At 63.3% G+C, this 25,214-nt stretch carries 16 protein-coding genes; 14 read left to right on the forward strand and 2 right to left on the reverse strand.

Translation table 11 applies throughout. The features are described 5' to 3' along the window. The first annotated feature begins 128 nt into the window (after window positions 1–128). Together B0G73_RS00850 and B0G73_RS00855 are read left to right on the forward strand one after the other, a co-directional pair. Window positions 129–578 carry a DUF2844 domain-containing protein gene (locus B0G73_RS00850; protein ID WP_106277027.1) on the forward strand — a complete coding sequence of 150 codons (450 nt, stop codon included), beginning with the start codon at window positions 129–131 and terminating at the stop codon, window positions 576–578. An 11-nt stretch (window positions 579–589) separates the two neighbouring features. Next, complete coding sequence (locus B0G73_RS00855) at window positions 590–1,867, forward strand: DUF3443 domain-containing protein (protein ID WP_106277029.1); 1,278 nt, start codon at window positions 590–592, stop codon at window positions 1,865–1,867. Between the two features lie 84 nt (window positions 1,868–1,951). Here B0G73_RS00855 and B0G73_RS00860 read toward each other — a convergent pair whose 3' ends face one another. Together B0G73_RS00860 and B0G73_RS00865 are read right to left on the reverse strand one after the other, a co-directional pair. Beyond that, window positions 1,952–3,793: an adhesin gene (locus B0G73_RS00860; protein ID WP_106277030.1), complete on the reverse strand. Its 1,842-nt coding sequence runs from the start codon at window positions 3,791–3,793 to the stop codon at window positions 1,952–1,954. A gap of 340 nt (window positions 3,794–4,133) precedes the next feature. Then, the gene (locus B0G73_RS00865; protein ID WP_106277032.1) at window positions 4,134–5,417 is read right to left on the reverse strand and encodes a putative zinc-binding metallopeptidase; all 1,284 of its coding nucleotides are present in this window, start codon (window positions 5,415–5,417) and stop codon (window positions 4,134–4,136) included. 332 nt (window positions 5,418–5,749) lie between these two features. Here B0G73_RS00865 and B0G73_RS00870 point away from each other — a divergent pair, with 332 nt between their 5' ends. The 12 genes from B0G73_RS00870 (at window position 5,750) to B0G73_RS00925 (ending at window position 25,209) form a co-directional block, all read left to right on the forward strand. Next, on the forward strand, window positions 5,750–9,223 hold the full coding sequence (locus B0G73_RS00870) for a DUF2126 domain-containing protein (RefSeq protein ID WP_106277678.1): 3,474 nt from the start codon (window positions 5,750–5,752) through the stop codon (window positions 9,221–9,223). A gap of 29 nt (window positions 9,224–9,252) precedes the next feature. Further along, complete coding sequence (locus B0G73_RS00875) at window positions 9,253–11,889, forward strand: circularly permuted type 2 ATP-grasp protein (RefSeq protein WP_106277033.1); 2,637 nt, start codon at window positions 9,253–9,255, stop codon at window positions 11,887–11,889. Next, the gene (locus tag B0G73_RS00880; RefSeq protein WP_106277035.1) at window positions 11,886–12,776 is read left to right on the forward strand and encodes a transglutaminase family protein; all 891 of its coding nucleotides are present in this window, start codon (window positions 11,886–11,888) and stop codon (window positions 12,774–12,776) included. Before B0G73_RS00875 ends, B0G73_RS00880 begins: the two co-directional genes overlap by 4 nt. 328 nt (window positions 12,777–13,104) lie before the next feature. Further along, window positions 13,105–15,243, forward strand: coding sequence for a fimbria/pilus outer membrane usher protein (locus B0G73_RS00885; protein ID WP_106277037.1), 2,139 nt, complete (start codon window positions 13,105–13,107; stop codon window positions 15,241–15,243). Window positions 15,244–15,697: 454 nt separating this feature from the next. Next, window positions 15,698–16,651, forward strand: a complete 954-nt coding sequence (locus B0G73_RS00890; protein ID WP_106277039.1) for a hypothetical protein — start codon at window positions 15,698–15,700, stop codon at window positions 16,649–16,651. A gap of 61 nt (window positions 16,652–16,712) precedes the next feature. Continuing rightward, window positions 16,713–17,918, forward strand: a complete 1,206-nt coding sequence (locus tag B0G73_RS00895; RefSeq protein WP_106277040.1) for an HlyD family efflux transporter periplasmic adaptor subunit — start codon at window positions 16,713–16,715, stop codon at window positions 17,916–17,918. An 11-nt stretch (window positions 17,919–17,929) separates the two neighbouring features. After that, complete coding sequence (locus B0G73_RS00900; protein WP_106277042.1) at window positions 17,930–20,038, forward strand: peptidase domain-containing ABC transporter; 2,109 nt, start codon at window positions 17,930–17,932, stop codon at window positions 20,036–20,038. Continuing rightward, the gene (locus tag B0G73_RS00905) at window positions 20,031–21,335 is read left to right on the forward strand and encodes a TolC family outer membrane protein (protein ID WP_106277043.1); all 1,305 of its coding nucleotides are present in this window, start codon (window positions 20,031–20,033) and stop codon (window positions 21,333–21,335) included. The genes B0G73_RS00900 and B0G73_RS00905 overlap by 8 nt, the downstream gene beginning before the upstream one ends. Before the next feature lie 176 nt (window positions 21,336–21,511). After that, window positions 21,512–21,934, forward strand: coding sequence for a MarR family winged helix-turn-helix transcriptional regulator (locus B0G73_RS00910; RefSeq protein ID WP_106277045.1), 423 nt, complete (start codon window positions 21,512–21,514; stop codon window positions 21,932–21,934). A gap of 81 nt (window positions 21,935–22,015) precedes the next feature. After that, a complete protein-coding gene (locus B0G73_RS00915; protein WP_106277047.1) occupies window positions 22,016–22,438 on the forward strand; it encodes a MarR family winged helix-turn-helix transcriptional regulator in 423 nt (140 codons plus the stop codon). A 91-nt stretch (window positions 22,439–22,529) separates the two neighbouring features. Further along, the gene (locus tag B0G73_RS00920; protein WP_181196472.1) at window positions 22,530–23,630 is read left to right on the forward strand and encodes an HlyD family secretion protein; all 1,101 of its coding nucleotides are present in this window, start codon (window positions 22,530–22,532) and stop codon (window positions 23,628–23,630) included. A gap of 7 nt (window positions 23,631–23,637) precedes the next feature. After that, window positions 23,638–25,209, forward strand: coding sequence for a DHA2 family efflux MFS transporter permease subunit (locus B0G73_RS00925; RefSeq protein ID WP_106277049.1), 1,572 nt, complete (start codon window positions 23,638–23,640; stop codon window positions 25,207–25,209). Window positions 25,210–25,214 lie beyond the last annotated feature (5 nt).

Genomic DNA, 25,214 nt, shown 5'->3' on the forward strand with positions numbered 1-25,214 from the left:
CACGCAGCCCAGCCAGTGTGAATGCAGCACGGCACCACCGGCCAAGCGTGCGCCCCTAGTTTTCCGTTCGTGATCGGCTCGATGCCAGGTCACGAGCGTTTCACCTCGAAGGAACTCACTTGAAACCGATGCTCTATTCCCGCATTGCTCGCGCAATGCTCGGGGCAGGCTGTGTGCTGTCGTTTGGCGCGCATGCGACGCTGGGCCAGAACGTCAGCACCGTCGACGGCGATCAATCCCATTTGCACGCGGTGGCCCGCACGGCCACTACGCAAAGCGCGTACTCGGTACACCTGATGACGCTGCCGTCCGGCACGCTGGTGCGCGAGTACGTCGCGCGCAACGGCGTCGTGTTCGGCGTCGCGTGGGAAGGGCCGACGCTGCCGGATCTGAAATCCATGCTCGGGACTTTCTTCGACGCGTACGTCGTCGCCGCCACGACGCGCCACGGTACGCCGCTCGCGGTTTCCAGCAGCGACCTGGTCGTGTACTCCGGTGGGCATCTGCGCGCGTTCTCCGGCCATGCGTACCTGCCGCAAGCGGTGCCGGCGGGCGTCGATGTCGGCGTCATTCAATAACGGAGCGGACCATGCGCCTTACGTCTTCGTTCAAAACTTTGCTGTGCGCGGAATTGCTCGCGTTGCTCGTGAGTGCTTGCGGCGGCGGGGGCGGTGGCTCCAGCGGCTCAGGCAGCGCGGCCGGCACTAACGGCTCGACCAGCACCTCGTCCGGTCCGTCAGTGGCCAACACCTCGCCGCTGTCGCAAACGCTGGCTGCAAACGCGGTGCGCGTGACGGTCGATTCCGGCGTGAGCGATGTGCCGAACATGCCGTTCGTGAGCCTCACCATCTGCGCGCCGGGCACGACGCAATGTCAAACCATCGATCACGTGCTGGTCGATACCGGGTCGTGGGGCGTGCGCCTGTTCGCGTCCCAGTTGCCTGCTTCGATGAGGCTGCCGCAACAGCAAGACGCGTCGGGCCATCTGGTCGCCGAATGCATGCAGTTTTTCGACGGCTACACGTGGGGCCCGGTCAAACTCGCCGACTTGCAGATCGCCGGCGAAAAAGCCGCGTCGCTGCCGATCCAGGTGATCGACCCGAACTACGCAACACTGCCCGCCGCTTGCGCGAACTTCGGCGCGGCGCGCAACACGCCGGCCGCGTTGCAGGCCAACGGCATTCTCGGCATTGGCGTGTTCAAGAACGATTGCGGCGCGAACTGCGTCCAGCAGGCGCTGGCCGGCACGTACTACGGCTGCAACGGCGCGACATGCACGTCGATTCCGCTCGCTGAAGCGTTGCAAGTGGCCAATCCGGTTCCGTACTTCGCCACCGACAACAACGGATCGCTGCTGAGCCTGCCGGCGGTATCGGGCGGCGCGCAGTCGGTCAGCGGGCAACTGATATTCGGTATCGGCACGCAGACCAACAATACGCTGGGCGGCGCGCAGGTAATCGGCGTGAGTCCGTCGAATGGTACCTTCACGACCGTGCAGAACGGCGTCGCGTATTCGCGCAGTATTCTGGACAGTGGCTCGACCGGCCTGTTCTTTCAGACCAGTGCGTTGCCGGTCTGCGCGAGCCCGAACGATTCGTACTACTGCCCGGTGTCGACCGAGCAATTGAGCGCGATGATCCAGGGCGTGAACGGCACCACGAGCGCGGTGACTTTCAGCGTCGGCAATGCCACCACGATCGCTCAGACGTATAGCGGCGATTCGGCGCTGCCGCTTCTGGCGGGACCGGCGTTCGTCACGTCTTCGATCTTCGACTGGGGCTTGCCGTTCTTTTACGGCCGCAATGTGTACGCCGCCATCGAGCAGCAGCCGACTCCCGGCGGCATGGGCCCTTACGTCGCGTATTGACCAAGGCGACAGACGACGGATGTGAAAACGGGCCGCGACGGAGATATTCCGTCGCGGCCCGTGCGTTTGACGCAGTCGAATGACTTACCGTTTGCCGAGACCGTTCAGCAACTTCAACACGCCTTCACCGAACGCCTCGGGACGTCCCTCGAAGATCCGCTCGACCGCTTTTCCGTCGATCAGGCGCCGGCGCAGCGCTTCGCGCTCATCGTGCTGTTCGGCGAGCCGGGCGGCGGCGCGCACGTATTCGTCGGTCGAGTGAGTCGTGAGCCACGACGGCAGACCAGCGCGCTCGAAGAGGCCGCTGTCGATATGCTCGAACACTTCACGCCCGCACAGGTTGACGCCGGGCAGGCCCATCGTGAACGAATCGACGATGCCGTTGGTATTGCCGAACGGGAACGGGCTCACGAACATGTCCATCGTGTTGAGGATCTTCAGATATTCGGGGTAACTGAGCGAGCCGTAGACATCCACGCTCGATTCCGGCAGCGTCGCGTAGATCGATTTTCTGACGTACGCGAGATCGATGCTTTCGCTCCAGCATGTCATGAAATGGAATTTGACCGGCACGCGCGCGGTGTGAACGATCGCCTTGCATGTTTCGAGAAACTGCGGATTGATTTTCATCGCGCTGGCCGTCACGCCGATGTTGACCACTTCGCCGCGCTCCGGCACGGATGGCACGACGTTGGTGAGCAGTTTCGACGGCACGTACGGTTGGCCATCTTTCGGCAAACGCAGCATTTTTTCGCTGAAGCAGGCCGGGTCGCCGACGAAATCGTCCTCGACGCTCACGTAGTCCATATGCGCCGCGTGCATCGTCGCGGGATGACCGAGCCCCGCGATCTGCAGCGGCGCGACGCGCAGGTTCGACAGAAAGATCGTGTGCGAGAACATGCCGACGCTCGGCATATAGAGCACGTCCGGCTTCTCGCGCGCGGCGAATTCCTGGATCTGACGGATGCAGTCGCCGATATATTCCGGATGCTCGAATTCGACGAAGCGGTCGAAAATCGCGCGTCCCGCTTCGTCCACGTGCTGCGCCTCGCCGAACGCGACGACTTCGAAATGCTGGCGCGCGGCGAGCATGGTGCGCGAATGGGTTCGATAGATCGAGTGACCGCCCGAGAACCATTCGAGCACGACAAGCATCACCGGCTTGCGTCCTTTGAGTCTGGTGCGGGAGACGCTGGCCTCGTGGCCGAGCAGGCCGAGCGTGTCCAGCTTCTTGCGCACCAGCATGTTGATGCTGCGCTTGATCTCATGCCGCTCAGGCGAGGTCGAATAACTGCAGTGCATGTAGGCGCCGCAGACGGCGCCGGTCGGCAAGTCGTCGAGGTCGTCGATCGTGTCGAGCGCGCCGGGCAACCATTTGAGCAGACGTTCGCGCTTTTCGTGCGCGGCGGGGGAGATGTGCACCGCCCCGGCGACCATCGAAACGCCAAGGCTTGTCGCGAGCACGGGGTCGCGCTGGTGGAGGTCGGCAAAATCGATATCGTATTGCGAGCCCGACGTGTAGAGGACGAGTTGCTTGCGGGTCAATGTGGCGCGCGCTTCATCGTCGTTCTGGACGGTTTCGAGGAGCTTGCGCACGATGTGATCCGTCGATCCATACGATGACACGGCGAAGATCATGTTGATCCACGGCCGGCCCCAGAACATGACGTTTATCTTCTCCGCCTCGAGCGGATACTCGGGGGCGGAAAACAGCGTTGTGAAACCGTCGGCGATCCGCTGCAAGGTATCCAGCGATTTTTCGTCATCAGGTGAGTTCGGCGCGGTGCGGGCGAAGGGTTCGGCGCCGAGTCGGCCGCGCTTGCCGGACAGCGTCTTGAGTAGCGTGCAGAATTCCTCGTGCGCGGCGTCGTAGTCACGGGACTGGATCTGGGATTCGAAACGTTCGAGGGAAAATTCGGTGCTCATGGCTTGGGTCGATGGTGAACGGCTTGCGGCGTTCCGCATGCGCGTTATGTTCAATGACAGGGAGGCGGGCGGCAGAGCGTTTGCAACCGAAGGCGGGTTGCGACGCGTGATTCGAAGCACGGCGCGCCGACTGAGGCGATCTGCGTTTATTGCGTGTGTCGCCAACTGAACCTGATTGTCAAAGAATTCGACCGGGCTGCATGTAGGAAGAGTCTTATTTTGAGAGAGGGGTTTTTGAGGGGGATCGTGCCAAGACCGGTACTTGCGCGCGCTGAACGTGTCAGGGATGCGGCTTTAAGAGCCGATCCCCAACCAGGGCGGTTTGCTTCCGAAATACGGGTTACCGTCGTTTCGTAGCTCGTTTGGCCGGGGCTGCCCGAGCGGCGACAGGCGCGGGCTGCGCCGGCGGCTCTGCCTGCGCCGCCGGCGCGTCAATCGCATCGCCCGGCGCCGCGCCCGCCGCCGCTTTCACTGCACGCGCCACCCCAGCTTGCGCCTCCGGCTCCTGCACTGCCACCACCGCCGCCTGACCCGGCGGCGTCGCCGCTTCCCGCGGCTGCGATTTATCGCCGGCCGCTTCAATCACCCGATGCACGAAGCGCAGCTTCTCCACCACCGGCGCGGCCAGCGTGAACGGATACCCGTCCGGCATGCCGAGGCTGCGATTCAGGCTGTTCAGCGCATAAGTGAGCGGAAACCAGCGCTTCATCAGATTCTCGAAGCTCGCGTCTTCAACGGGCGTGCGATCGGTCAGAGTCGGCTCGCTCGGGTCGTCGGGCAAGAGCGCCACGCCGTAAGACGTCGACGTATCCAGCACGTCCACGATCAGCATGTAATGCGCCCACGTCTCGGCCCAATCTTCCCAAGGATGCATCGTGGCATACGCGCTGATAAACGAAGCCTGCCACTCGGCCGGGGCGCCGTCGCGATAGTAGGCGTTCAGCGCCTCGCCGTAGTCGACGCTTTCGTCGCCGAACAGTTTGCGGAACGGTTCGAGCCAGCGCGGATTGTTCTCCACCAGCTGGCTGAAGTAGTAGTGCCCGGTCTCGTGCCGGAAGTGGCCGAGCAGGGTGCGATAGGGCTCGCCCATCGCGGTGCGGACTTTCTCGCGATAGGCGTCGTCGGCTTCAGCGATGTTCAGCGTGATGAGCCCGTTATCATGGCCGGTCATGACGCGCGAACCGTCGCCGCCGTCCTCGAGGAATTCGAACGCGAGGCCGTGCTCGGGATCGGCCTGGCGCGACTTCACGTCGAGGCCGAGTTCGGCCAGCGTGTAAAGCAGACGGCGCTTGGCCATTTCCAGCCGATACCAGTAGAGCCGGTTGTCGGGCGCGCTCAGATTCGGGATAGTGAGCGTCAACTGGCAGGCGCGGCACAGCAGGTCCGGCGAGTCGGCCGGGATCATCCAGTTGCAGACGTTTTCGACGGCGTAATTGTGGCACTGGCGGAACAGCGCGCCTTGGGCGTCCGGATGCAGGCTGCGGAAGCGGCCTTCGCCGGCATCTTCGAACGCGCTGATTTCCGCCACTTCGGGCACATAGCCAAGCAACGACTCGCAACGTTCGCAGCGAACGTTTTCATAGAAGACGAGGTGCGAGCAATGGTTGCAGTGGAAGGTTTTCATCGGTGGGGCCTGGAGTGGGAGGGCAGTCGTAGAAGAAGCCACTTCGCAATCTTCATGCCGCATTTGCCAGACGTCACTGGTTTAACGCACATTACGTGCATGATCGTGCATCGGCGCTGCGCCGCTTTGGTGCGTAGCACTGAAAACGGCAGTGGAACGGCGCTTGATCCGATCGACCGGACGGTCGGCGATGCGCGGCAAACTTCACAGCAGGCGATGATCCGGGGAGTCCAGGCAGTTCAGGCGGTTTTTCGCACTTGTTTGACAGGCGTTCCATAAACGGCATGAAGCTTGCTTTTGGCGGGCTGCCATCCTTCGTCCAGGAGTCCGGTGTGTCCATACGCGTCGCGTTGCATCATGTCACACATTACCGTTACGACAGGCTGGTTTCACTGTCGCCCCAGGTCGTGCGTCTCAGGCCTGCGCCGCATTGCCGGACCCCGATCCTGTCGTATTCGATGCGGGTCGAGCCGGCCGAACACTTCATCAACTGGCAGCAGGACGCGTTCGCCAACTACCAGGCCAGGCTCGTGTTCCCCGAGAAGACGCGCGAATTCAAGGTGACCGTCGATCTGGTCGCCGAAATGGCCGTCTACAACCCGTTCGACTTTTTCCTCGAACCCTCGGCCGAGCAGTTTCCCTTCGAGTATTCGCCCGGCCTCGCGCTGGAACTCGCGCCCTACCGCGTCAAGCGGCCCATGACGCCGCGCTTCGCCGAGTTCGTCGCGAGTATCGACCGCACGCCGGCCGCCACCGCCGATTTTCTCGTCGGACTGAATCAGCGGCTGCAGCGCGAAATCCGCTACCTCATCCGGATGGAGCCCGGCGTGCAGACGCCCGAGGAAACGCTCGTCAGCGCGGCGGGGTCGTGCCGCGACTCCGGCTGGCTGCTGGTCGAGACCTTGCGGCAGTTAGGGCTGGCGGCGCGCTTCGTGTCCGGCTATCTGCTGCAACTGGCGCCTGACGTGAAATCGATCGATGGCCCCAGCGGCACCGAAGTCGACTTCACCGACCTGCACGCGTGGTGCGAGGTCTACCTGCCGGGCGCGGGCTGGATCGGTCTCGATCCGACCTCCGGGCTGCTGGCGGGCGAAGGGCATATCCCCGTCGCCTGCACGCCCGAGCCGGGCAGCGCGGCGCCGATCTCCGGCGCCGTCGACGAATCCGAGGTCGAGTTCGAACACACGATGTCGATCGAGCGTGTTCTGGAGACGCCGCGCGTCACCAAGCCGTTCAGCGAGGCGGTCTGGGCCGACGTGCTGAACATGGGCGCGCAGGTCGACCAGCAATTGCAAGACATGGACGTGCGCCTGACGATGGGCGGCGAGCCGACTTTCGTCTCGGTGCGCGACCGCGACGCCGCGGAATGGAACACCGACGCGCTCGGCCCGACCAAACGCGGCTACGCGGTCGCGTTGATGGACAAGCTGCGCTCGCGCTACGGCGCGAACGGCTTCCTGCATATCGGCCAGGGCAAGTGGTATCCGGGCGAACAACTGCCGCGGTGGGCGATGTCGCTGTACTGGCGCGCCGACGGCGAGCCCTGCTGGCACGATCCGTCGCTGTTCGCGGACGAGCGCGAGCCCGGCACCTACACGGCGGCCGACGCGCAACGCTTCCTCGCGCATCTCGCGACCAAGCTCTCTCTCGACACCGACTGCATCCAGCCCGGTTTCGAGGACGTCTGGTACTACCTGTGGCGCGAGCGCCGTCTGCCGGTCAACGTCGATCCACTCGACGCGCGGCTGGACGACGAACTGGAGCGCGTGCGCCTGCGCCGCGTATTCGACGCGGGCCTGGGCGGTGCAACCGGCTTCGTGCTGCCGCTCGCGCGTGAACGCGATCTGCCCGGCGAGCCGCCGCAATGGGTCAGCGGCCGCTGGTTTTTCCGCGACGAGCGCATGTTCCTGATTCCCGGCGATTCGCCGATGGGTTACCGCCTGCCGCTCGATTCGCTGCCATGGGTCTCGAAGACCGACTATCCGTATCAGCATGCGCACGACCCGTTCGCGCCGCCCGTGCCGTTGAGGTCGGCCGCGCAGTTGCGCATGCAATACGACGGCGAGCAGCGCAACATGAGCCCCGCCGATGCGCGGCGCGCGGCGGCGTTGTCGTCCTCGGCGGCGGAGTTGCTGAGCGGCATGCCGGGTGGTGGCGTGCTGGCCTACGCGCGCCAGCTTGGTGACGAAGCGCCGCCCAAACGCGGGCAGTCGTCGAAGGAAACGATCCGCACGGCGATTTGCGTCGAAGCGCGCGACCCGAAACGCGCGGCCGGTCCGAAGGCCGAAACCGAAGCGTTCGGCAGCGGCCGCACACTGCTGCATGTGTTCATGCCGCCGCTCACCGAACTCGACGACTATCTTGATCTGCTCGCCGCCGTCGAGGCGACCGCAGCCGAGTTGCGCATGCAGGTGGTGCTCGAAGGCTATCCGCCGCCGCGCGACGCGCGCCTGAAAATACTGCAGGTCACGCCGGACCCTGGCGTGATCGAGGTGAACATTCATCCCGCGGCGAACTGGGACCAACTGGTCGATCACACGGAGTATCTGTATCAGTCGGCGGCTGAAAGCTATCTGAGCAGCGAGAAGTTCATGACCGACGGCCGGCACACCGGCACCGGCGGCGGCAATCACTTCGTGCTCGGCGGCGCGACGCCCGCCGACAGTCCGTTCCTGCGCCGGCCCGATCTGCTGGCGAGCCTGATCGCGTACTGGCATAACCATCCGTCGCTGTCGTATCTGTTTTCCGGACTGTTCATCGGACCGACCAGCCAGGCGCCCCGTATCGACGAAGCGCGCAACGATCAGGTCTACGAGCTCGAAGTGGCGTTCCGCGAGTTGCAGCGGCAGATCGACATGCTCGGCGGCCGCGATAGCGCGAACCTGCCGGCATGGATGATCGACCGCTCGCTGCGCAACATCCTGATCGACGTGACGGGCAACACGCACCGCGCCGAGTTCTGCATCGACAAACTCTATTCGCCCGACGGCCCGACCGGCCGGCTCGGCCTGCTCGAATTGCGCGGCTTCGAAATGCCGCCGCACGCGCGCATGAGTCTGGTGCAGCAACTGCTGCTGCGCGCGCTGGTGGCGCGTTTCTGGCACACGCCGTACACGCAGCGGCTCACGCGCTGGGGCACGGAGCTGCACGACCGGTTCCTGCTCGGCACTTTCGTGAAGATGGATTTCGACGACGTGCTCGGCGAGCTGAACCGCGCGGGCTACGCGTTCGACAGCAGCTGGTTCGCGCCGCACTTCGAATTCCGCTTCCCGCTGGTCGGCGAGACCACGGTGAACGGCGTCTCGCTGACCATCCGCAACGCGCTCGAACCGTGGCACGTGATGGGCGAAGAGGGCTCGCCGGGCGGCACGGTGCGCTATGTGGATTCGTCGGTGGAGCGGCTCGAAGTGCGTGCGCTCGGGTTGAACGACAATCGCCACGTGCTGACCGTCAACGGCGTGCCGGTGCCCTTGCAGCCAACGGGCCGCGTCAGCGAATATGTGGCCGGCGTGCGCTTTCGCGCGTGGTCGCAGCCGTCGGCGCTGCATCCGACCATCGGCGTGGACGCGCCGCTCACTTTCGATCTGGTCGACACATGGGCCGGCCGCTCGGTGGGCGGATGCCAGTATCATGTCGCTCATCCGGGCGGGCGCAATTACCAGACCTTCCCGGTGAACGCCTATGAGGCGGAAAGCCGGCGGCGCGCGCGCTTCTTCGCGTCGGGTCATACGCCGGGGCCGCTCACGGTCGATGCGCCGCACCGCAGTCTGGAGTTTCCGTTCACACTGGATCTGCGCTACTGGTGAAACCAGCACACTCTTAAAACGACACGACCTTGGCCTTTCAATCGACTTTTCCCTTCGAGACGTCCGCGGCGCGCGCGGACGCTTCGTCCCTGTTGCGCCTGCTGCCGGCCTACGAGGGACATTGGGACGAGTTACGCGACGCCTCGGGCGCGCTGCGCGAACCATGGCGGCAATTCTTCCAGCGGCTCGGCGAGGACGGCATCGCGCGGCTCGACGATCATCTCGCCTCGGTCGCGCAGCAGATCCGCGACAACGACATCAGCTACAACGTCTACGCGGATAACGGCGAGCCGCGGCCATGGGCGCTCGACCTGCTGCCGTTCCTGATCAGCGAGGACGAGTGGGCGCATATCGAGCGCGGCGTGACGCAGCGCGCGCATCTGCTCAACGCCATCGTCGCCGATATTTACGGGCCGCAAACCTTGCTGGAGCGCGGGCAATTGCCGCCCGCTCTGGTTTTCGGCCACCCCGGCTATCTGCGCTCGGTGAAGGGCTACGCGCCGCCGGGCGGCCAGTACCTGCAAGTGGTCGCGGTCGACCTGGCGCGCACGCCCAACGGCGACTGGACCGTGATGGCGCATCGCACCGAGGCGCCGTCGGGTCTCGGCTACGCGTTGGAAAACCGCCTGATCGTTTCGACGCTGTTCGCCGATCCGTTCCGCGCCCTGCGCGTGAGCCGGCTCGCGCCGACCTATTCGCAGCTGATCGCGACACTCGTGCAGGCTGCGCAGGCCACGATGCGTCACGAGAGCGACGGCGCCGACCACTCGCCGCATATTGCATTGCTCACGCCGGGGCCGTTCAGCGAAACCTATTTCGAGCACGTGTTTCTGGCGCGCTACCTCGGCGTGACGCTGGTCGAAGGCAAAGATCTGACCGTGCGCGACGACAAGCTTTATCTGAAGACGCTCGCCGGTCTCGAACGCGTGCACGTGGTGCTGCGGCGTCTGGACGACGCGTTCTGCGATCCGGTCGAGCTGCGCGCCGATTCGAGCATCGGCGTGCCCGGCTTGTTGCAGGTCATGCGCGCGGGCAATGTGATCGTCTCGAACGTGCCGGGTTCGGGCTTTGTCGAATCGCCGGCGTTGCACGGTTTTCTGCCCGGCATCGCCGAAGTGCTGCTCGACGAAGACCTCATGTTGCCGAGCGTGGCGACGTGGTGGTGCGGCGAGGAGGCAGCGCGCGAGCACGCATTCCGGCGGCTCGACGAGGCGTTCATCGTGCCGACCTGGCCCATTACCGGCCGCGATGCGCCGCCTGGTGTGGAGCAGGGGCGCCAGCGCTTGTCGACGTGGCGCGAACGCATCGAAGCCATGCCCGACACGTACACGATCCAGCAGGCGCAGCGCTTTTCCTGCACGCCGCGTTATGAGGATGGCACCGTGGGTCGCCGTCCGTCGGTGCTGCGCGCCTATGCGATTGCGGACGTCAACGGCGGCTGGCATGTGATGCCAGGCGGCTTCACCCGCATGGCCGCCGAACGCCAGACCACGGTGTCCATGCAGTACGGCGGCAGCAGCGTCGATACCTGGGTGCTGTCGAGCCAGCCGACTTCGACGTTCACGTTGCTGCCTTCACCGATGCAGCCCGCCGACCTCGCGCGCAAGCATCGCACCGTGTCGAGCCGCGCGGCGGAAAACCTGTTCTGGGCCGGACGTTACGGCGAGCGCGCCGAGAACAACGTGCGGCTGTTGCGCCTGATCCTCGGTTCGCTGGAAGGCAACGACGCCGACGCGATGTTTCCGACTCTGGTCGAACTCGCTTTGCATTGCGGGCTCGTGCAGTCCGGCGACATGTTCGCGCCGCATTCGCCGCAAGCTTTCGAGCGTGCGCTGGTCGCCAACCTGATCGAGAGCACCGGCGCCGCGAGCATCGGCCAGAACCTGACTTCGCAGGCGCGATCCAATGGCGAAGTGCGCGGGCGTCTGTCGAACGATCACTGGCGCACGATTCTCGCGGCGCGCAACGACTTCCGCGACGCATTGCAGATGTTGATGCCGGCGCCGGGCAATGGTGGCGGTTCAGCTTCCTCACAAGCTAACGGTAACGGCCGCGGCGAACGCTACGAGCGTTATGACCGCGTCACGCTGATGAACGCGCTCGAACACCTGTCGGTGCAGTTGTCGGCAATCAGCGGTGCGCAAGGCGACCGCATGACGCGCGACGAAGCGTGGCGTTTGCTGTTCGTGGGCCGCCATATTGAACGCGTGTCGGCGATGACCGCGTTCCTGCGCGTGGTCGCCGACAAAGGCCAGCTCTCCACGCCAGCCGGTTTCGATCTGCTGCTGCAGTTGTTCGACAGCACGTTGACGTACCGCTCGCTCTATCCGGGCCGCTTCGAAGTGCCGGCCCTGCTTGACCTGATCGTCATCGAGCCGACCAATCCGCGCGGCATCTACGGCGTCTATGAGCGGCTGCGTAAAAAGCTCGACGAGATCGCCGTGGCGGCGGGCAGCACGCGGCATCGTCCGTTCGCCGAATTGATGGCGCCCACCGACGTGTTGCCGACGCTTGAATCGCTGTGCGAGGTGGACGAACACGGCGCGTACGTCAATCTGATTGCGGTATGCGATCAGATCGCCGGATTCGTCGGCGCGGCCGGCCACGAGATCAGCGCGCGCTATTTCAGTCACGCCAGCACGGTTGCCTCGCAGGTGTGGTCATGAAGCACACGCCGACCGTGCTGTCCGTCTCGCATCGCACCACTTACCGCTATTCCACGTATGTGGAGACCGCGCAGCATCTCGCGACGATCCGGCCGATTGCCTGTTCGTGGCAACGCGTGGTCTCGCACAGCGAAAAGATCGAACCCGAACCGTCGTATCTGAATAGCCGGATCGACGCATTCGGCAACGACGTGCTGTATTTCGCGCTGGATGCGCCGCATGAGCGCTTGCAACTCGTCAGCGAAACCACGGTGGCGCTCATGCCGCGCTGGACCGATCTCGATCCCGAGGCGACGCCCGAATGGGACGACGTGGCCGATGCGCTGCGCTTTCGCGTCGGCGGCCAGTTCCGGCCCGAAGCGGAATTCTGTTTCGCGTCGCCGAATATCGTGCCGCGGCCATCGCTGCGCGACTATGCATTGCCGAGTTTTCCAGCCGGCATGCCCATCGCCGCGGGCGCGATCGATCTGATGCACCGCATTCACGAAGACTTCGCCTATAAGCCATCCGCGACGATGTTCGATACGCCCGCCGAACGCGCCTTCGAACTGAAGAGCGGCGTGTGTCAGGACTTCGCACAGGTGATGATCGGCTGCTTGCGGTCGCTGGGTTTGCCGGCGCGCTACGTGAGCGGCTACTTGCGCAACGATCCGCCGCCGGGACAGCCGCGGCTGATCGGTGCGGACGCGTCGCACGCGTGGGTGTCGGTGTATTGCCCCGGCAGCGGCTGGATCGATCTCGATCCGACCAACGACGTGCTCGCCGATATGGATCACGTGACGCTTGCCATCGGCCGCGATTACAGTGACGTGTCCTTGCTGCGCGGGATGATTCTCGGCGGCGGTGCGCATCGCGTGGAAGTGGGGGTGACGGTGCTTGCGCTGTAGGGGCCGCGCCGCGCTTTTCCGCTCCATCTCACATCGATATCCCGGCCTGGACAAACTTCAGGCCGCGACCCATCTGTCAGCGCTGCCGCGCTCACGGCTACGCTCCTTTCCCGCATTCGCAAATGCCCGTCTGCACCCGGCGATGCATCAACGCCGCCCAATGCTTATACCGCACGTAAAACCCGTGGCCCTTTTGGGAAAGTTCCCGTCTTCTCTCAGTGAAATCGTCTAGCGGGCGCGAGCGCCAGCGCCGATACTTTCCTTCGAAACGCGGTCACACAGAGCCACGTGCGCACCGCTAGACGCATAACGAACACTGACGGTTGAAATGGCGGGGAAAACACAGTCCGAACTCGCGCGGGGACTGAATAGGCATGCATTCAGGCATACCCATGCGCTAATGTTCGGCGCGCTCGGCGCTTGCGTGTCGGCGTCCGGGCACGCGCAGGCGCTCGACGGTGCGAGCAGCGTGTTCAGCGGCCAGCGCAATAGTGATGGCGTCGATGCTTCGGCAATCATGCCCGACGTGCCGGCGCCGACGAGCGAACCTGTCGTGAATCCGTACGCGGACAGCCCGTCGGCGGCGCTTGGCTACGCGTTCAATACGTTTCATACGTCCGGTCAGGGAGTAGCAGATACACAGAGTTATCTTGGCTTTACTGCCGGCATCAATATCGGCAACTGGCGAGTGCGCGAACAAGGTGTGTTGCAGTCCGATACGGGTCGGGGCACGTCATACCAGAATGTCGCGGCTTACCTGCAACATGACATCCCCTCGCTGAAGAGCCAGATCGGGCTCGGGGACCAGTTCACGGACGGCGCGGTGTTCGACAGCATCGGCGTGCGTGGCGTAAAGATGGAGAGTATCGATAGCGCGGCGTCTGAGTCGCTGCCCGGTTACGCACCCGTGGTGCGCGGTGTGGCGATGTCGAATGCGCTGGTCACCGTTACGCAGAACGGCAACCGTTTATACGAAGCGACAGTTGCGCCAGGGCCGTTTGAGATTGATGACGTTGTACCAACCGGGTACGGCGGCAACCTGAACGTTACCGTGACGGAGGCGGACGGCAGTCGGCACAGTTTCACTGTGCCGTATGCATCTGTCGTACCGCTCGTGCGTCCGGCCTCGACGCGCTTCAGCATCGTCGGTGGCGTGACGCGTGACACGCAGGTCAGGCATCAGAGCGCTTTGCTGCAAGGTGCGGTACAGCGCGGTATCAACGGCGTGATAACGGGCTATGGCGGGGCGATCGTCGCGGACGGCTATCTGTCCGGTCTGATCGGCGCGGCGCTCCGTACGCCGATCGGTGCGCTGTCGGCCGATGTTTCGGAGGCTCAGGCCGATCTATCGCAGGCACGAAGGTCGCGCGGCACAAGTTTGCGTATCGGCTACAGCAAGTTCATCGAGCAGACGGATACGAACGTGTCCGTCGCAGCGTACGGCTACTCATCCGGTGGCTTCCTCACGCTGCGCGACGCAATGCTGCAGCGCGACGCCGTGCAGGCGGGTTCCGGCGCAGACAGCATCGGACGCCGGCGCAACCAGTTGCAGATCACCCTGAGCCAGCGCGTCGGCGCCGGTGACGGTTCGCTTTATGTGGCCGGCTCGACAGCGAATTATTGGAACCATTCGGGCTCCGACACGCAGTTTCAGATCGGCTACACCGGCGCGTTACGGGTGGTCGAAACGAATCTGAATTACACGGTATCGATTTCTCGTCAGCGCAACGGGTTGGCAGGGCCAATGAGCAACCAGGTATTCGCAAGCGTCTCGCTGCCGCTCGGCAAGACGGAGCGCGCTTCGTCGCTGTCAGCGGGCCTGATGCATGACAGTCGCGCTGGCTGGTCCGAACAGGCCATGCTCGCGGGCTCCGCCGGTACCGCGGATGAACTGCGCTACGGCATGTACGGAACGCACTCGCAACGCTCGACTACAGGTGGCGGCAATGTGCAGTACCAGAGTGCTTACGCGACTGTCGGCGCAAGTGCAAGCGGCGGTTCTGGCTACTCGCAGGCGTCGGCGAATATGCGGGGCTCGGTGTTTGTTCATCGCGGAGGCATTGCGCTGGGCAATCGACCTGAAATGGCAGCGGACATTGGGCTGTTGAAGAAAGGCTTGAATGTCGGCGCGTTGGACTCTGTTGACCCGAACGCGAGCAGTCCCGGTTATGTGCCGGTGCCGCATCTGGAGCCGGGCGGTGCGGATCCGATCGACATCGGCGTCCACCGCGATCTGGTCACGGGTGGCACCGAGCCGACGAGCCGGAAGACTGCGTCGCGATGGGACGCGTGGGTCACCAGGCAGCAGCCGGCTGGCGACAACGTCGCTGGGAATGTCGCCACTGCGGACCAGACGGAAGGCGCCGAGCGCCTGATGCTGTTCATGAACGCCGTGCCGATGAAGGTGTATGCACGTAATTCGGTTGTTTTGTGGTCGGACGTCGAGCGCGCGAACGGGCATCACTGATAGGGCTTGGGACGCTCGCGCGACGTCCTGACTCCGGCTGTCAGTAAGACCGCGTGGCCCGGGTAGCTAAAGATTAAAGAATTGGCCGAGCCTCAATAGAAGCAAAGCCATGTTTTGCAGTTCGCAGTCTGTAGTTATAGCTGTACTAACTTTATTTCACTAAAGGCAAGAAAATGCAAAAAATCGATCGTAACGCGCTGGCTCAATCGAAAATCGCTGGTGGCTGCTGCAAGCGCTCCTGCGCACCGAAGGCTGCTCCGGCACCGACGCCTGCTCCGGCACCGGTAACAAAGACTTCGACGCGCTAAGCACCGTGCAGTAGGGGTTCAAGGGCGGGCTGATTGTCGGCCCGCCCTCTCGCGAAACCCAGTCGTTCATGACTGGGTTTCGCGTTCAGATGACGAATGATGGCGTTCCTGCGGGATGGCTATGTCACCGTGACGAAGGAGCCAGCATGGAGTGGTTGAAGGCGTTTCGCACGCTGCCCGTTGCCTTCAGGCGCGGTGCGAGGCAAAGCCGCGCCTGGGCGCAAGGCGCCTGTCTCGCGCGTATTCCTCTCCGTGCGATCGAGCCGCTTGCCATTTCCGCATGGTATGTGGGGAGTCGTTTCAACGCTCGGCTCCGCTGGAGCGGTATTGAGCGGCGGGATGTCGGGCGCGACGTGTTGAAGCTCGAACGTGTTGACGATATTCGCGTGCTGTCGGGCAGGGTGCTCGAAAAATTGATCGATCAGCGGCTTCATTTTGGCCGCCAGCGCAACCGCGCCGAAACCTGGCCGGATTTGCGACGCGCGGCTGGCGTTCTCGCGCAGATCATCAGGAACGTGAAAACAGCGACGCCGGAGCGGGCGATCATCGTTTCGCCGTTTCACTACCTTTCGCAATACGCAAACATTTATCTGATCGACGAACTGCGCCAACAACTCGGTCTCGCATCCATCGGTGTCGTATCCGGCGTGCCGCAAGATATCTACGGAAGCGATGAGGCGATGATTCCGCACATCGAGATCCTTCACACCTATAGCGAAACGAATCGCGGCGGATTGGGTTTGCGCGCGGCGCGCTCGCTTAGACGCAACGGTGTTGTCGTGCTGTTTTCCGATGCACCGCCGTTCACGTTGAGCGACTATCCCATGGAGACGGTTGGCGTGTCCATTTTTGGCCGTTCGGCGCGTATTCATAACGGCGTATTCCGCATGGGCGCGCCGCTCGACGCGTTGTTGCTGCCGTTCTATCTGCGCTTCGAGCGCGGGCGTTTCCGGGCCGTCGTGCTGGAGCCGATCGAGCTCGCGCAAAGCGACGCGCCGCAACGTCTTGCCGACTGCATCGAGAAAGCGCTGAGAGACAACTATGCGCGCTCGCTGGCCGCCGGACATCCTTCAATGTACGCGTTCGCGCCCGCCAGATAGCCCACGCAACCGGTGTTGAATAGATACATCTCGGCTCCAGAAGAGAGGCGGCAGGACAGTAATGGAACCAACCAGTATTCCGCAGTTCAAGGACATCTCGTGGCGATGGATCGCCTATGTCGCGTCCGCAATCGTGATGCTCGCAATCGGCTTCGGCTTCCTGCATGAAGTCGAACTCAAGCAGGATGTGCAGTGCGAAATCGTGTCGCCGTCTGAAGTGAAGATACGGGGTTTGAGCGGACTCGTGACGTCGGTGTATGTGCACCCGTCGGAACGTGTGGCGTCGGGTGCGCCCTTGTTCGCACTGCAGCGCGATCTATCGCTGTCGAGCGACGGCCGCCAGCGCACTGTGTTCGACTCGCAAATGCGCGACGAGCAGATTCGCCTCGCTGACGAGCAGTACACGCAACGCAAGGCGCAACTCATTGCGCAGCGGGATGCTTCGTCGCTGACCGGCGCGAGCCGGAGGGCGGAACTCAGCGCGCTGGATGAACAGATTGCCCAGAACCGCGAGCTTGCGGACGAATCGCAGCAGAAGCTCGTGCGCCTCAAGTCGGTGTCGGACTACGTGACAGCCGATCGTATCGAGCAGGCCAGCGCCGACGAGCATCAGGTCAAGGTCTCCATTGCTCAGGGCAGGGCGCGCCGCGAACAGTTGCGCGGCGAGATATCCACGTTAAGCGGCACGCTGATCGACCTCGACGCGCAACTGAAAGAGAACGACGCCAGGCACGAGCAAAGCATTCAGGAAATCCAGATGCGCTTCGAGCAGTCGCGCCTCGACGCAACCATCTCGGCACCGCGGGCGGGCGTCGTCATGTTTTCGAAACTCGTGCCGGGCCACACGCTGGAGGCTTCCGACGTCGCGCTCGTCATCGCGACGGACGAAAAAGGCGCGTTGCGGGCGGCCTTACGTATTCCGTCGCGGCGTCGTGGGTTCGTCGAAAAAGGTCAAACGGTGCGGCTTAAATTCGATGCGTTTCCGTACGCGAAGTTTGGCAGCTACGAAGCCCGCATCGACGCTATTTCCGACACGACCATGCAGGCGTCCGCGGTGCCACCGGGCGTTCCGGCGTCGCTGGCCGCTCAAGGCGGTGGCGACGGCGACTATCTGGCGTGGGCGACGCTGCGAGGCAAGACGTTCGACTACGGCAGGCAACATTTCGACATCTTGCCGGGGATGCAGGCAACGGCGAGCATCGTCGTGGAGCGCAGGACGATCGCCGAATGGGTGCTGGCGCCGCTTTTCCGCATGATCAGAGGCTGACAGGAGGCCCAGTGCGAACGATCTATCAGAACGAAGTCGCGGAATGCGGCTATGCCTGCCTGGCAATGGTGCTTTCATATCTCGGCCGCGCGACCGAAGTGCGCGAATTGTCCGCGTTCAGGCCCATATCGGCAAACGGTCTGACGTTGATGGATCTCTACGACATGGCGACCGACTTCGGCCTGGCCGTACAGGCCTACCGGTTCGACATGGCGGATCTTCATTCGGTCAAGCGGGGCTCGATTCTTCACTTCGGCGGCGCGCATTTCGTGGTGTTCGAGAAGTGCGGGCGTGGCTACGTTCAGGTTGTCGATCCGGCCAGCGGGCGGCGGCGGGTCTCGATGGATACGTTTATGGCGAGCGTGTCCGGTTATCTGCTGGAATGTTCGGCAACGCCTTCCATGCCGCGCATTCGCGCGAAATCGCCGGTGCCCGGCGCGCTTGCACGCGTGCGAGCACTGAATCCCGCACTGCGCAAACAACTGGCGAAAGTCATGTTCGTCGCGCTGGGAAGCCAGTTCGCGATTCTCGCCATGCCTTATCTCGGCAACCTCGTGCTCGACTACGTGGTCTCCGCGGACAACCTGAATTTGCTGAGCGTGTTGGTGCTGACATTTGCCGGCATTTTCGCGGTCGGGGCACTGAGCCAGTATGTGGAGTCCCGCCTTGTCGAACTGCTGCATCAGCTTACGCAGATCAACATGACCGAGGGATTGCTTGGCCATCTCCTGCGCAACCCGATGTCGTGGTTCGAAAAGCGTCACGTCGGCGACGTGTTTGCGCGCGTCAAGGCGCAGGACGAGATCAGCATCTATGCGACCCGAACCGTGACGTCGATGTGCATCGACATTGCGGTGGGATCGCTGGCGCTCGGTCTGATGCTGGTGCAGAGCCGCATGCTGACGGCGGTCGCCGCGGCCATGTTCGTCCTCTATCTTGCCGTCGCGCTCGGCATGTTCGCGCGCATGCGGGACAACCATGCACTCGTGCTGGAAACGTCGGCGCGCTGCGACGACGCGTTGATCGAAACGATCCGGGCCGCGGGCCTGATCAAGCTCGCTCAGGGCGAGACGCGCCGCACGGCGCTCTACATGATCAAGTACAAGGAATATGTGGGCGCGCTGCTGGCGAGCAACCGGTTGAACAGCGCGCGCGACGCGATCCTCAAACTGGTTCAGTACGCGGACACGATTGCGATCACCTGGTTCGCCGCGCGGCTGATGCTGGCCGGCAGCGTTTCCGTGGGCGTGTTCTATTCGTTTCTGATCTACAAGTCGTTGATGTCCGAGCGTTTTGCCCACGCCGCCAATGGCGCGTTCGCGTATTTCATGCTGAGCGTGCCGACCGCGCGCGTGGCGGACATCGTGGAGTGCGAGGAAGAGCGGTATACGCCGCTCGCCGAGCGCAACCGTGTAACGGAGATACGCATGTTCGAGCGTATCGAGGTGCGCAACCTCACGTTTCGCTACGGCGTGTCCGACCAGCCGGTTCTGCGAGATGTGAGCATCGATATCCGTAATGGCGACAAGATCGCTATTACGGGTCCGTCGGGTGCGGGGAAATCGACGTTATTCAAACTGCTGTCGGCTGCCGAGCCGCTTCAGGAAGGCCAGATCATGCTCAACGGCATCGCATGGCCCAATCTGACTATCGACGAGATCCGCCGGCATGCCGCCCATATGCGGCAGGGCGACCTGATCCTGCACGGCTCGATTGCCGAAAACATCACGTTATTTGCAGCCAGTGTCGACGAAGAGCGCGTCCATGCGCTGCTCGAAGACGTGGGATTGATGCAGGACGTCATGCGTCTGCCGATGCGCACCCGAACCGTGATTAGCGACACCATTGCGAATATCTCCGCTGGCCAGCGGCAACGCCTGCTGCTGGCGCGTGCGCTCTATCAGGGCCGAAGTCTGCTGCTGCTCGACGAGCCGACGTCCAATCTGGATCCGGCGTCGGTGCAACACGTGGCCGGCTTGCTGCGCCGGCTGAAGTGCACGGTCGTTGTGATCACCCACGACCGGTCTTTGGCAGCCGCATTCGACGTTCGGTATCGCCTGATAGACGGTGCACTGGTGCCCGAGCACTTACATCCTCTGCCGGAGCCGGCCCATGTTTAAGTTCCGTGTCGCGCGCGTGGTGGTGCACCTGTTTTGCGCCATGGCGAGTCCGGCATTTGCGGCCGACCTTGTCACCGTCACGCAGCAGACGCTCGGCCGCGACACCGGTCTCGCGCAGGCGCGTGCTGGCTACGCGGCCGCGCAGCAGGCCGTTCCGCAGGCGCGGGCAGGCTTACTGCCGCAGATTTCCGCAGGCTGGGGGCGCACCTACAATCGCGTCGCGACGGATGGTTTTCCGACCACGACCTACTGGCAGTCGGGCTGGACCGTCAATATCGCGCAGCCGTTGTTCGACTGGACGAAATGGAGCAACTACAAGCAGGCGGATTTTGTCGAAGCGCGGGGCGCTGTCGAACTGAATGCTGCGCAACAGGCGGCAATTCTGCGGGCCGTGCGTGTCTATTTCGAAGCGCTTGTCGCCGAAGATGAGTTGCGACGCGTCAGCGAATACGCGACCGCGGTCGATCAGCACCTGCAGTTGATCAATCGAGGCAAAGCGGCGGGTGAAGCTACGCTGATCGATTTGCGCGACGCCCAGACCGCGCGCGAGAAGGTCGCGATCGAGCGGATGGACGCTGAAAACACGTTGCTTGCGAAGCGCCGCGCGTTCGAGCAAGCCACCGGCGTGCCGTTCGAGACGCTCGCGCGATTGCCTGAGTCCTTGCCCATGCCGCGCCTGCAACCTGAGGATGTCGAAGCGTGGGCCGCGCAGGCAAAGGATCACGCCTTCAACGTTCAACTGAAACAACTGGACTGGGAGATCGCCCGGACTGAAGTGAGCAAGGCGCAGTCGGAGCACTTGCCCTCGGTGTACCTCACCGGAAGCTATACGCCGGCCGGCGCGGCCTCCGGTTACGCGCGACCCACCACCACGACAACGGGCATGCTGGCCGTCTCGATACCGATTTTTTCCGGCGGTGAGACACGGGCAAAGGTAAAGGCGTCATCGGCTCTGGAAGACAAGGCACAAGAGGGCTTCACAGGCGCGGCGCGAGACGCCGAAGCCGCCGCCCGCGATGATTACAGCCGCTATCAGTACGGGCGCACGCGAATCGACTTGCTTGCCCATCTGGTGGCGTCTTCGCAAGAGGTGTTGGCGGCAAGTCGAGTTGGTTTTCGGGTGGGCAGCCGGACCGCCAGCGACGTGCTCAGAGCGATCGACGCGCTCTATTCTGCGCAACGCGATTTGCTGGCGGCTCGTTATGACGCCATTGTCGCGCTGATGCAACTCAAGGGTGACACAGCCGCCCTGAGCATTGCCGACGTGGTCCAGATCAACAATGTGCTGGTGCATTGAAGCAACCGCGATTTGACCCCGTTGAAATCGGATACGTGCTAAAAATACACTCGGCGTGCGCCACCCACCCATCTATCGGGAAGCAGGCTTGATGAGACCGTTGATCAGATTCCGCAACACTGTGTTCAACCCAGCCAAACTTGACGCTGTGCGTATGCACATATAGACTCCACCTCATGAACCGTCCCATCTCTTACGACGAATGCAACTGCTTCGCGCTGCGCCAGGCGGCCCGGCACGTCACGCAAATCTACGAGCGCCACCTCGGCGAAGTAGGCCTGACGGCCGCGCAGTTCACGATTCTCGCCAGGCTCGCGCGCAGGCCGAATCTGCCCATGGTGGATCTGGCGGACGCGATGGTGATGGAACGCACCACGCTGGTCCGCGCGATGAAACCCCTGCAGCGCGACGGTCTGGTGGTGGCGGAAGCGGCCGAGCATGACGGCCGCACCTTCCTGTTCAGCCTGACGGAGAAGGGCGAAGCCACGTTCGATCAGGCCGCCATTGCATGGCGCGCCGCGCAGGACGAGTTCGAAAAGAAGTTCGGCCATGCGCGCGCCAAAACGCTGCGCGCCGAACTTTTCAGCATCACCGGCTAGGTGAGGCGCACCCGCTCGTTCCGGCGAGGGTCGGTCCGCCTGTTTGTGTGCATACGCACTCACTAACGAGGAAGCGCAACAATGGAAGGGCTTTTCGACGACGACTGCTTTGCCATCCGCCAGGCCGCGCGTTATGTCTCGCAGATATACGACCGGCATCTGGCGAATGTCGGGCTGACCATCACGCAGTTTTCGCTGCTGGGACGGCTCAAACGCACGGGCCCCATGACGATGAAGCAACTGGCTGAAGCCATGCGCATGGAACGCACCTCCCTGGTCCGCACGATCCAGCCGCTGCGCCGCAACGGTTTGGTGTCGAGCGAGGCGCTCGGCGCCGACGCGCGGGCGCTGACGATCGCGCTCACGGCGGCAGGTGAAGAGCGTCTCAAGGCAGGCCGCGAGCATTGGCATGCCGCTCAAGCGGAATTCGAGCATCGTTTTGGCGAACGGCGCGCGGCGGCATTGCGAGGCGAACTGTTCGCTATCACACGAGATCCAGTCTGAAAGTCGCGGCTACGGCTACGGCGACGCACGGCCGGCGCGGTCCACGCGCTTTTTTTTCAACGTAACGAGTGCATACGCACATATCGACACCATGTCCACTACTCCATCGACTATCGCTCCGCCGAGCGCGGCGCAGACCGCCAAACCGGCACGTCGCATTCCGTGGATGTTGCTCGCGATCATCACGGTTCTTGCCGTGCTGACGCTTGCGGCGTCGTACTGGTTCTTCGTCGGCCGCTTCGTCGAAACGACTGACGATGCCTACGTGGGCGGCGATGTCACGGTGATGGCGCCGAAGGTGAACGGCTTCGTCAAGGACGTGCTCGTGCACGACAACCAGTTCGTCCACGCGAACGAGGTGCTGATCCGGCTGGATGCGCGCGATTACGACGCGCGGCTCGCGCAAGCCACGGCGGAAGTGCAGAGCGCGCAGGCCTCGGTGACCGAACTGCAGGCGAAGAAGTCCTTGCAGCTCGCCACCATCAACGAGCAGGCCGCCGAGGTCCGCGCGTCCGGTGCCGAACTGACGCGCAGCGCTGCGGACCAGACGCGCTACCGCGAACTGGTGAAAGACGACGCGGTGTCGAATCAGGTCGTCGAACGTGCGAATGCCGATTTGACCAAGGCGCGCGCGGCTGTGGATCGCAGCGGCGCCGCGCTGATCGCGGCGCAACGGCAGATCGCCGTGCTCGACGCGCAGATCGGCGACGCCGAGGCGCGCATCGCGACGGCGCAGGCCGCCCAGCGCGTCGCGGCCTTGAACGTGGAGTACACGACGATTCGCTCGCCGATCGACGGCTATGTCGGCAATCGCACGGCGCGTGTCGGCCTGCTGGCGAACACCGGCGTGTCGCTGCTGACCGTGGTGCCGTCGAGCGGGTTGTGGATCGACGCCAACTTCAAGGAAGACCAGTTGAAGAAGATGCGCGTCGGCGACAGCGTCGATGTCGATCTCGACGCCTCGAGCACGCCGATTCACGGCGTGGTTGAAAGTCTCGCGCCGGCCACCGGCGCGACATTCAGCGTGCTGCCCGCGGAGAATGCCACCGGCAACTTCACGAAGATCGTGCAGCGCGTGCCGGTGCGTGTGCGGCTGGATCTACCGAAGTCCATGCAAGGCGTGCTGCGTCCGGGCCTGTCGGCCACGGTGAAAGTGCATGTCGATAGCGGCAACACGCCGGCGCGCGGATAAGCCGATCATGACTCAAGTTCTCGCCAACCCCGCCGACCTGCCGACGCGAATCAAAGTCCTGGCGTTCACGCTGATGTGCGTCGGTTTTTTCATGGCGACGCTCGATATCCAGATCGTGGCGTCTTCGCTCAAGGACATCGGCGGCGGCTTGTCCGCGAGCCAGGACGAACTCTCGTGGGTGCAGACCTCGTATCTGATCGCTGAAATTCTGGTGATCCCGATGTCCGGCTGGCTCACCCGCGTGTTCTCCACGCGCTGGGTGTTCGCGTTTTCCGCGCTCGGCTTTACGGTCACCAGCATGCTGTGCGGTCTCGCATGGGACATCAACTCGATGATCCTGTTCCGCGGTTTGCAGGGCGCGCTCGGCGCCGCGATGATCCCGACGGTGTTCACCACCGCGTTCGTGCTGTTCCCCGGCAAGCAGCGCCTGATCGCCTCCACCACCATCAGCGCGCTCGCCACGCTCGCGCCGACCATTGGTCCGGTGATTGGTGGCTGGATCACGTCGCAATGGTCGTGGCACTGGCTGTTTTATCTGAACCTCGTGCCGGGCCTCGCCGTCACGCTGTTGGTGCCGAAGTACGTGCACTTCGACAACGTCGACCTGTCGCTGCTGAAGAAGGGCGATTACCTCGGCATCCTGTTGATGTCCGGTTTTCTCGGTTGCCTCGAATACGTGCTGGAGGAAGGGCCGCGCAAGAACTGGTTCGGCGATCACGTGATCCTGACGTGCGCATGGATCACCGCGATCTGCGGGTTTCTGTTCCTCGTGCATGCGTTCACCGCAAAAGAACCGATCATGGATTTGCGCGCGTTGGCGATCCGCAACTTCGGCATTGGCAGCCTGCTGTCGTTCATCACCGGGATCGGGATTTTCTGCGCGGTGTTTTTGACGCCGGTGTTCCTGTCCCGTGTGCGTGGTTTCGATTCGTTGCAGATTGGTGTGGCGCTGCTGTCGGTCGGCTGTTTTCAACTGGTCGCGATGGTGGTGTATTCGATAGTCGCGCGCTTTATCGATATGCGGATCCTGCTGGTGTTCGGCCTGGTGCTGTTCGGCGTCGGCTGTTATCTGTATGTGCCGCTGACGAATCAATGGGGCTGGCAGGAATTGCTGATTCCGCAAGCGTTGCGCGGCATCGGCCAGCAGTTCTGCATTCCACCCATCGTGACGATGGCGCTGGGTTCGTTGCCGATGTCGAGGCTTCGTTCCGCCAGCGGCCTGTTCAACCTGATGCGTAACCTCGGCGGCGCGATCGGCATTGCCGTGAGCAGCACGATGCTCAACGACCGGCTGAACCTGCATTACGAGCGGCTCGACGAACATCTGAACGTGGGCCGTCCGGTGGTCGAATCGATCTTGCAGCAGCAAAGCGCGCATTTCGCGGCAGTGGGTGGCAACGTGCTGAACGCGGCCAACGCCGGACTCGGTGAACTGCACGCACTGCTGATGCGTGAAGCACTCGTATTGACGTTCTCCGACACGTTCTACGCCTTGTCGCTGTGTTTCGTCGTCGGCCTGCTGAGCGTGCTGTTCTCGCGCCCGTTCGGCAACACCGCACCGCCGCCCGATGCTCATTGAGGAAT

The sequence above is a fragment of the Paraburkholderia sp. BL25I1N1 genome (assembly GCF_003002025.1).
Classification (GTDB): domain Bacteria; phylum Pseudomonadota; class Gammaproteobacteria; order Burkholderiales; family Burkholderiaceae; genus Paraburkholderia.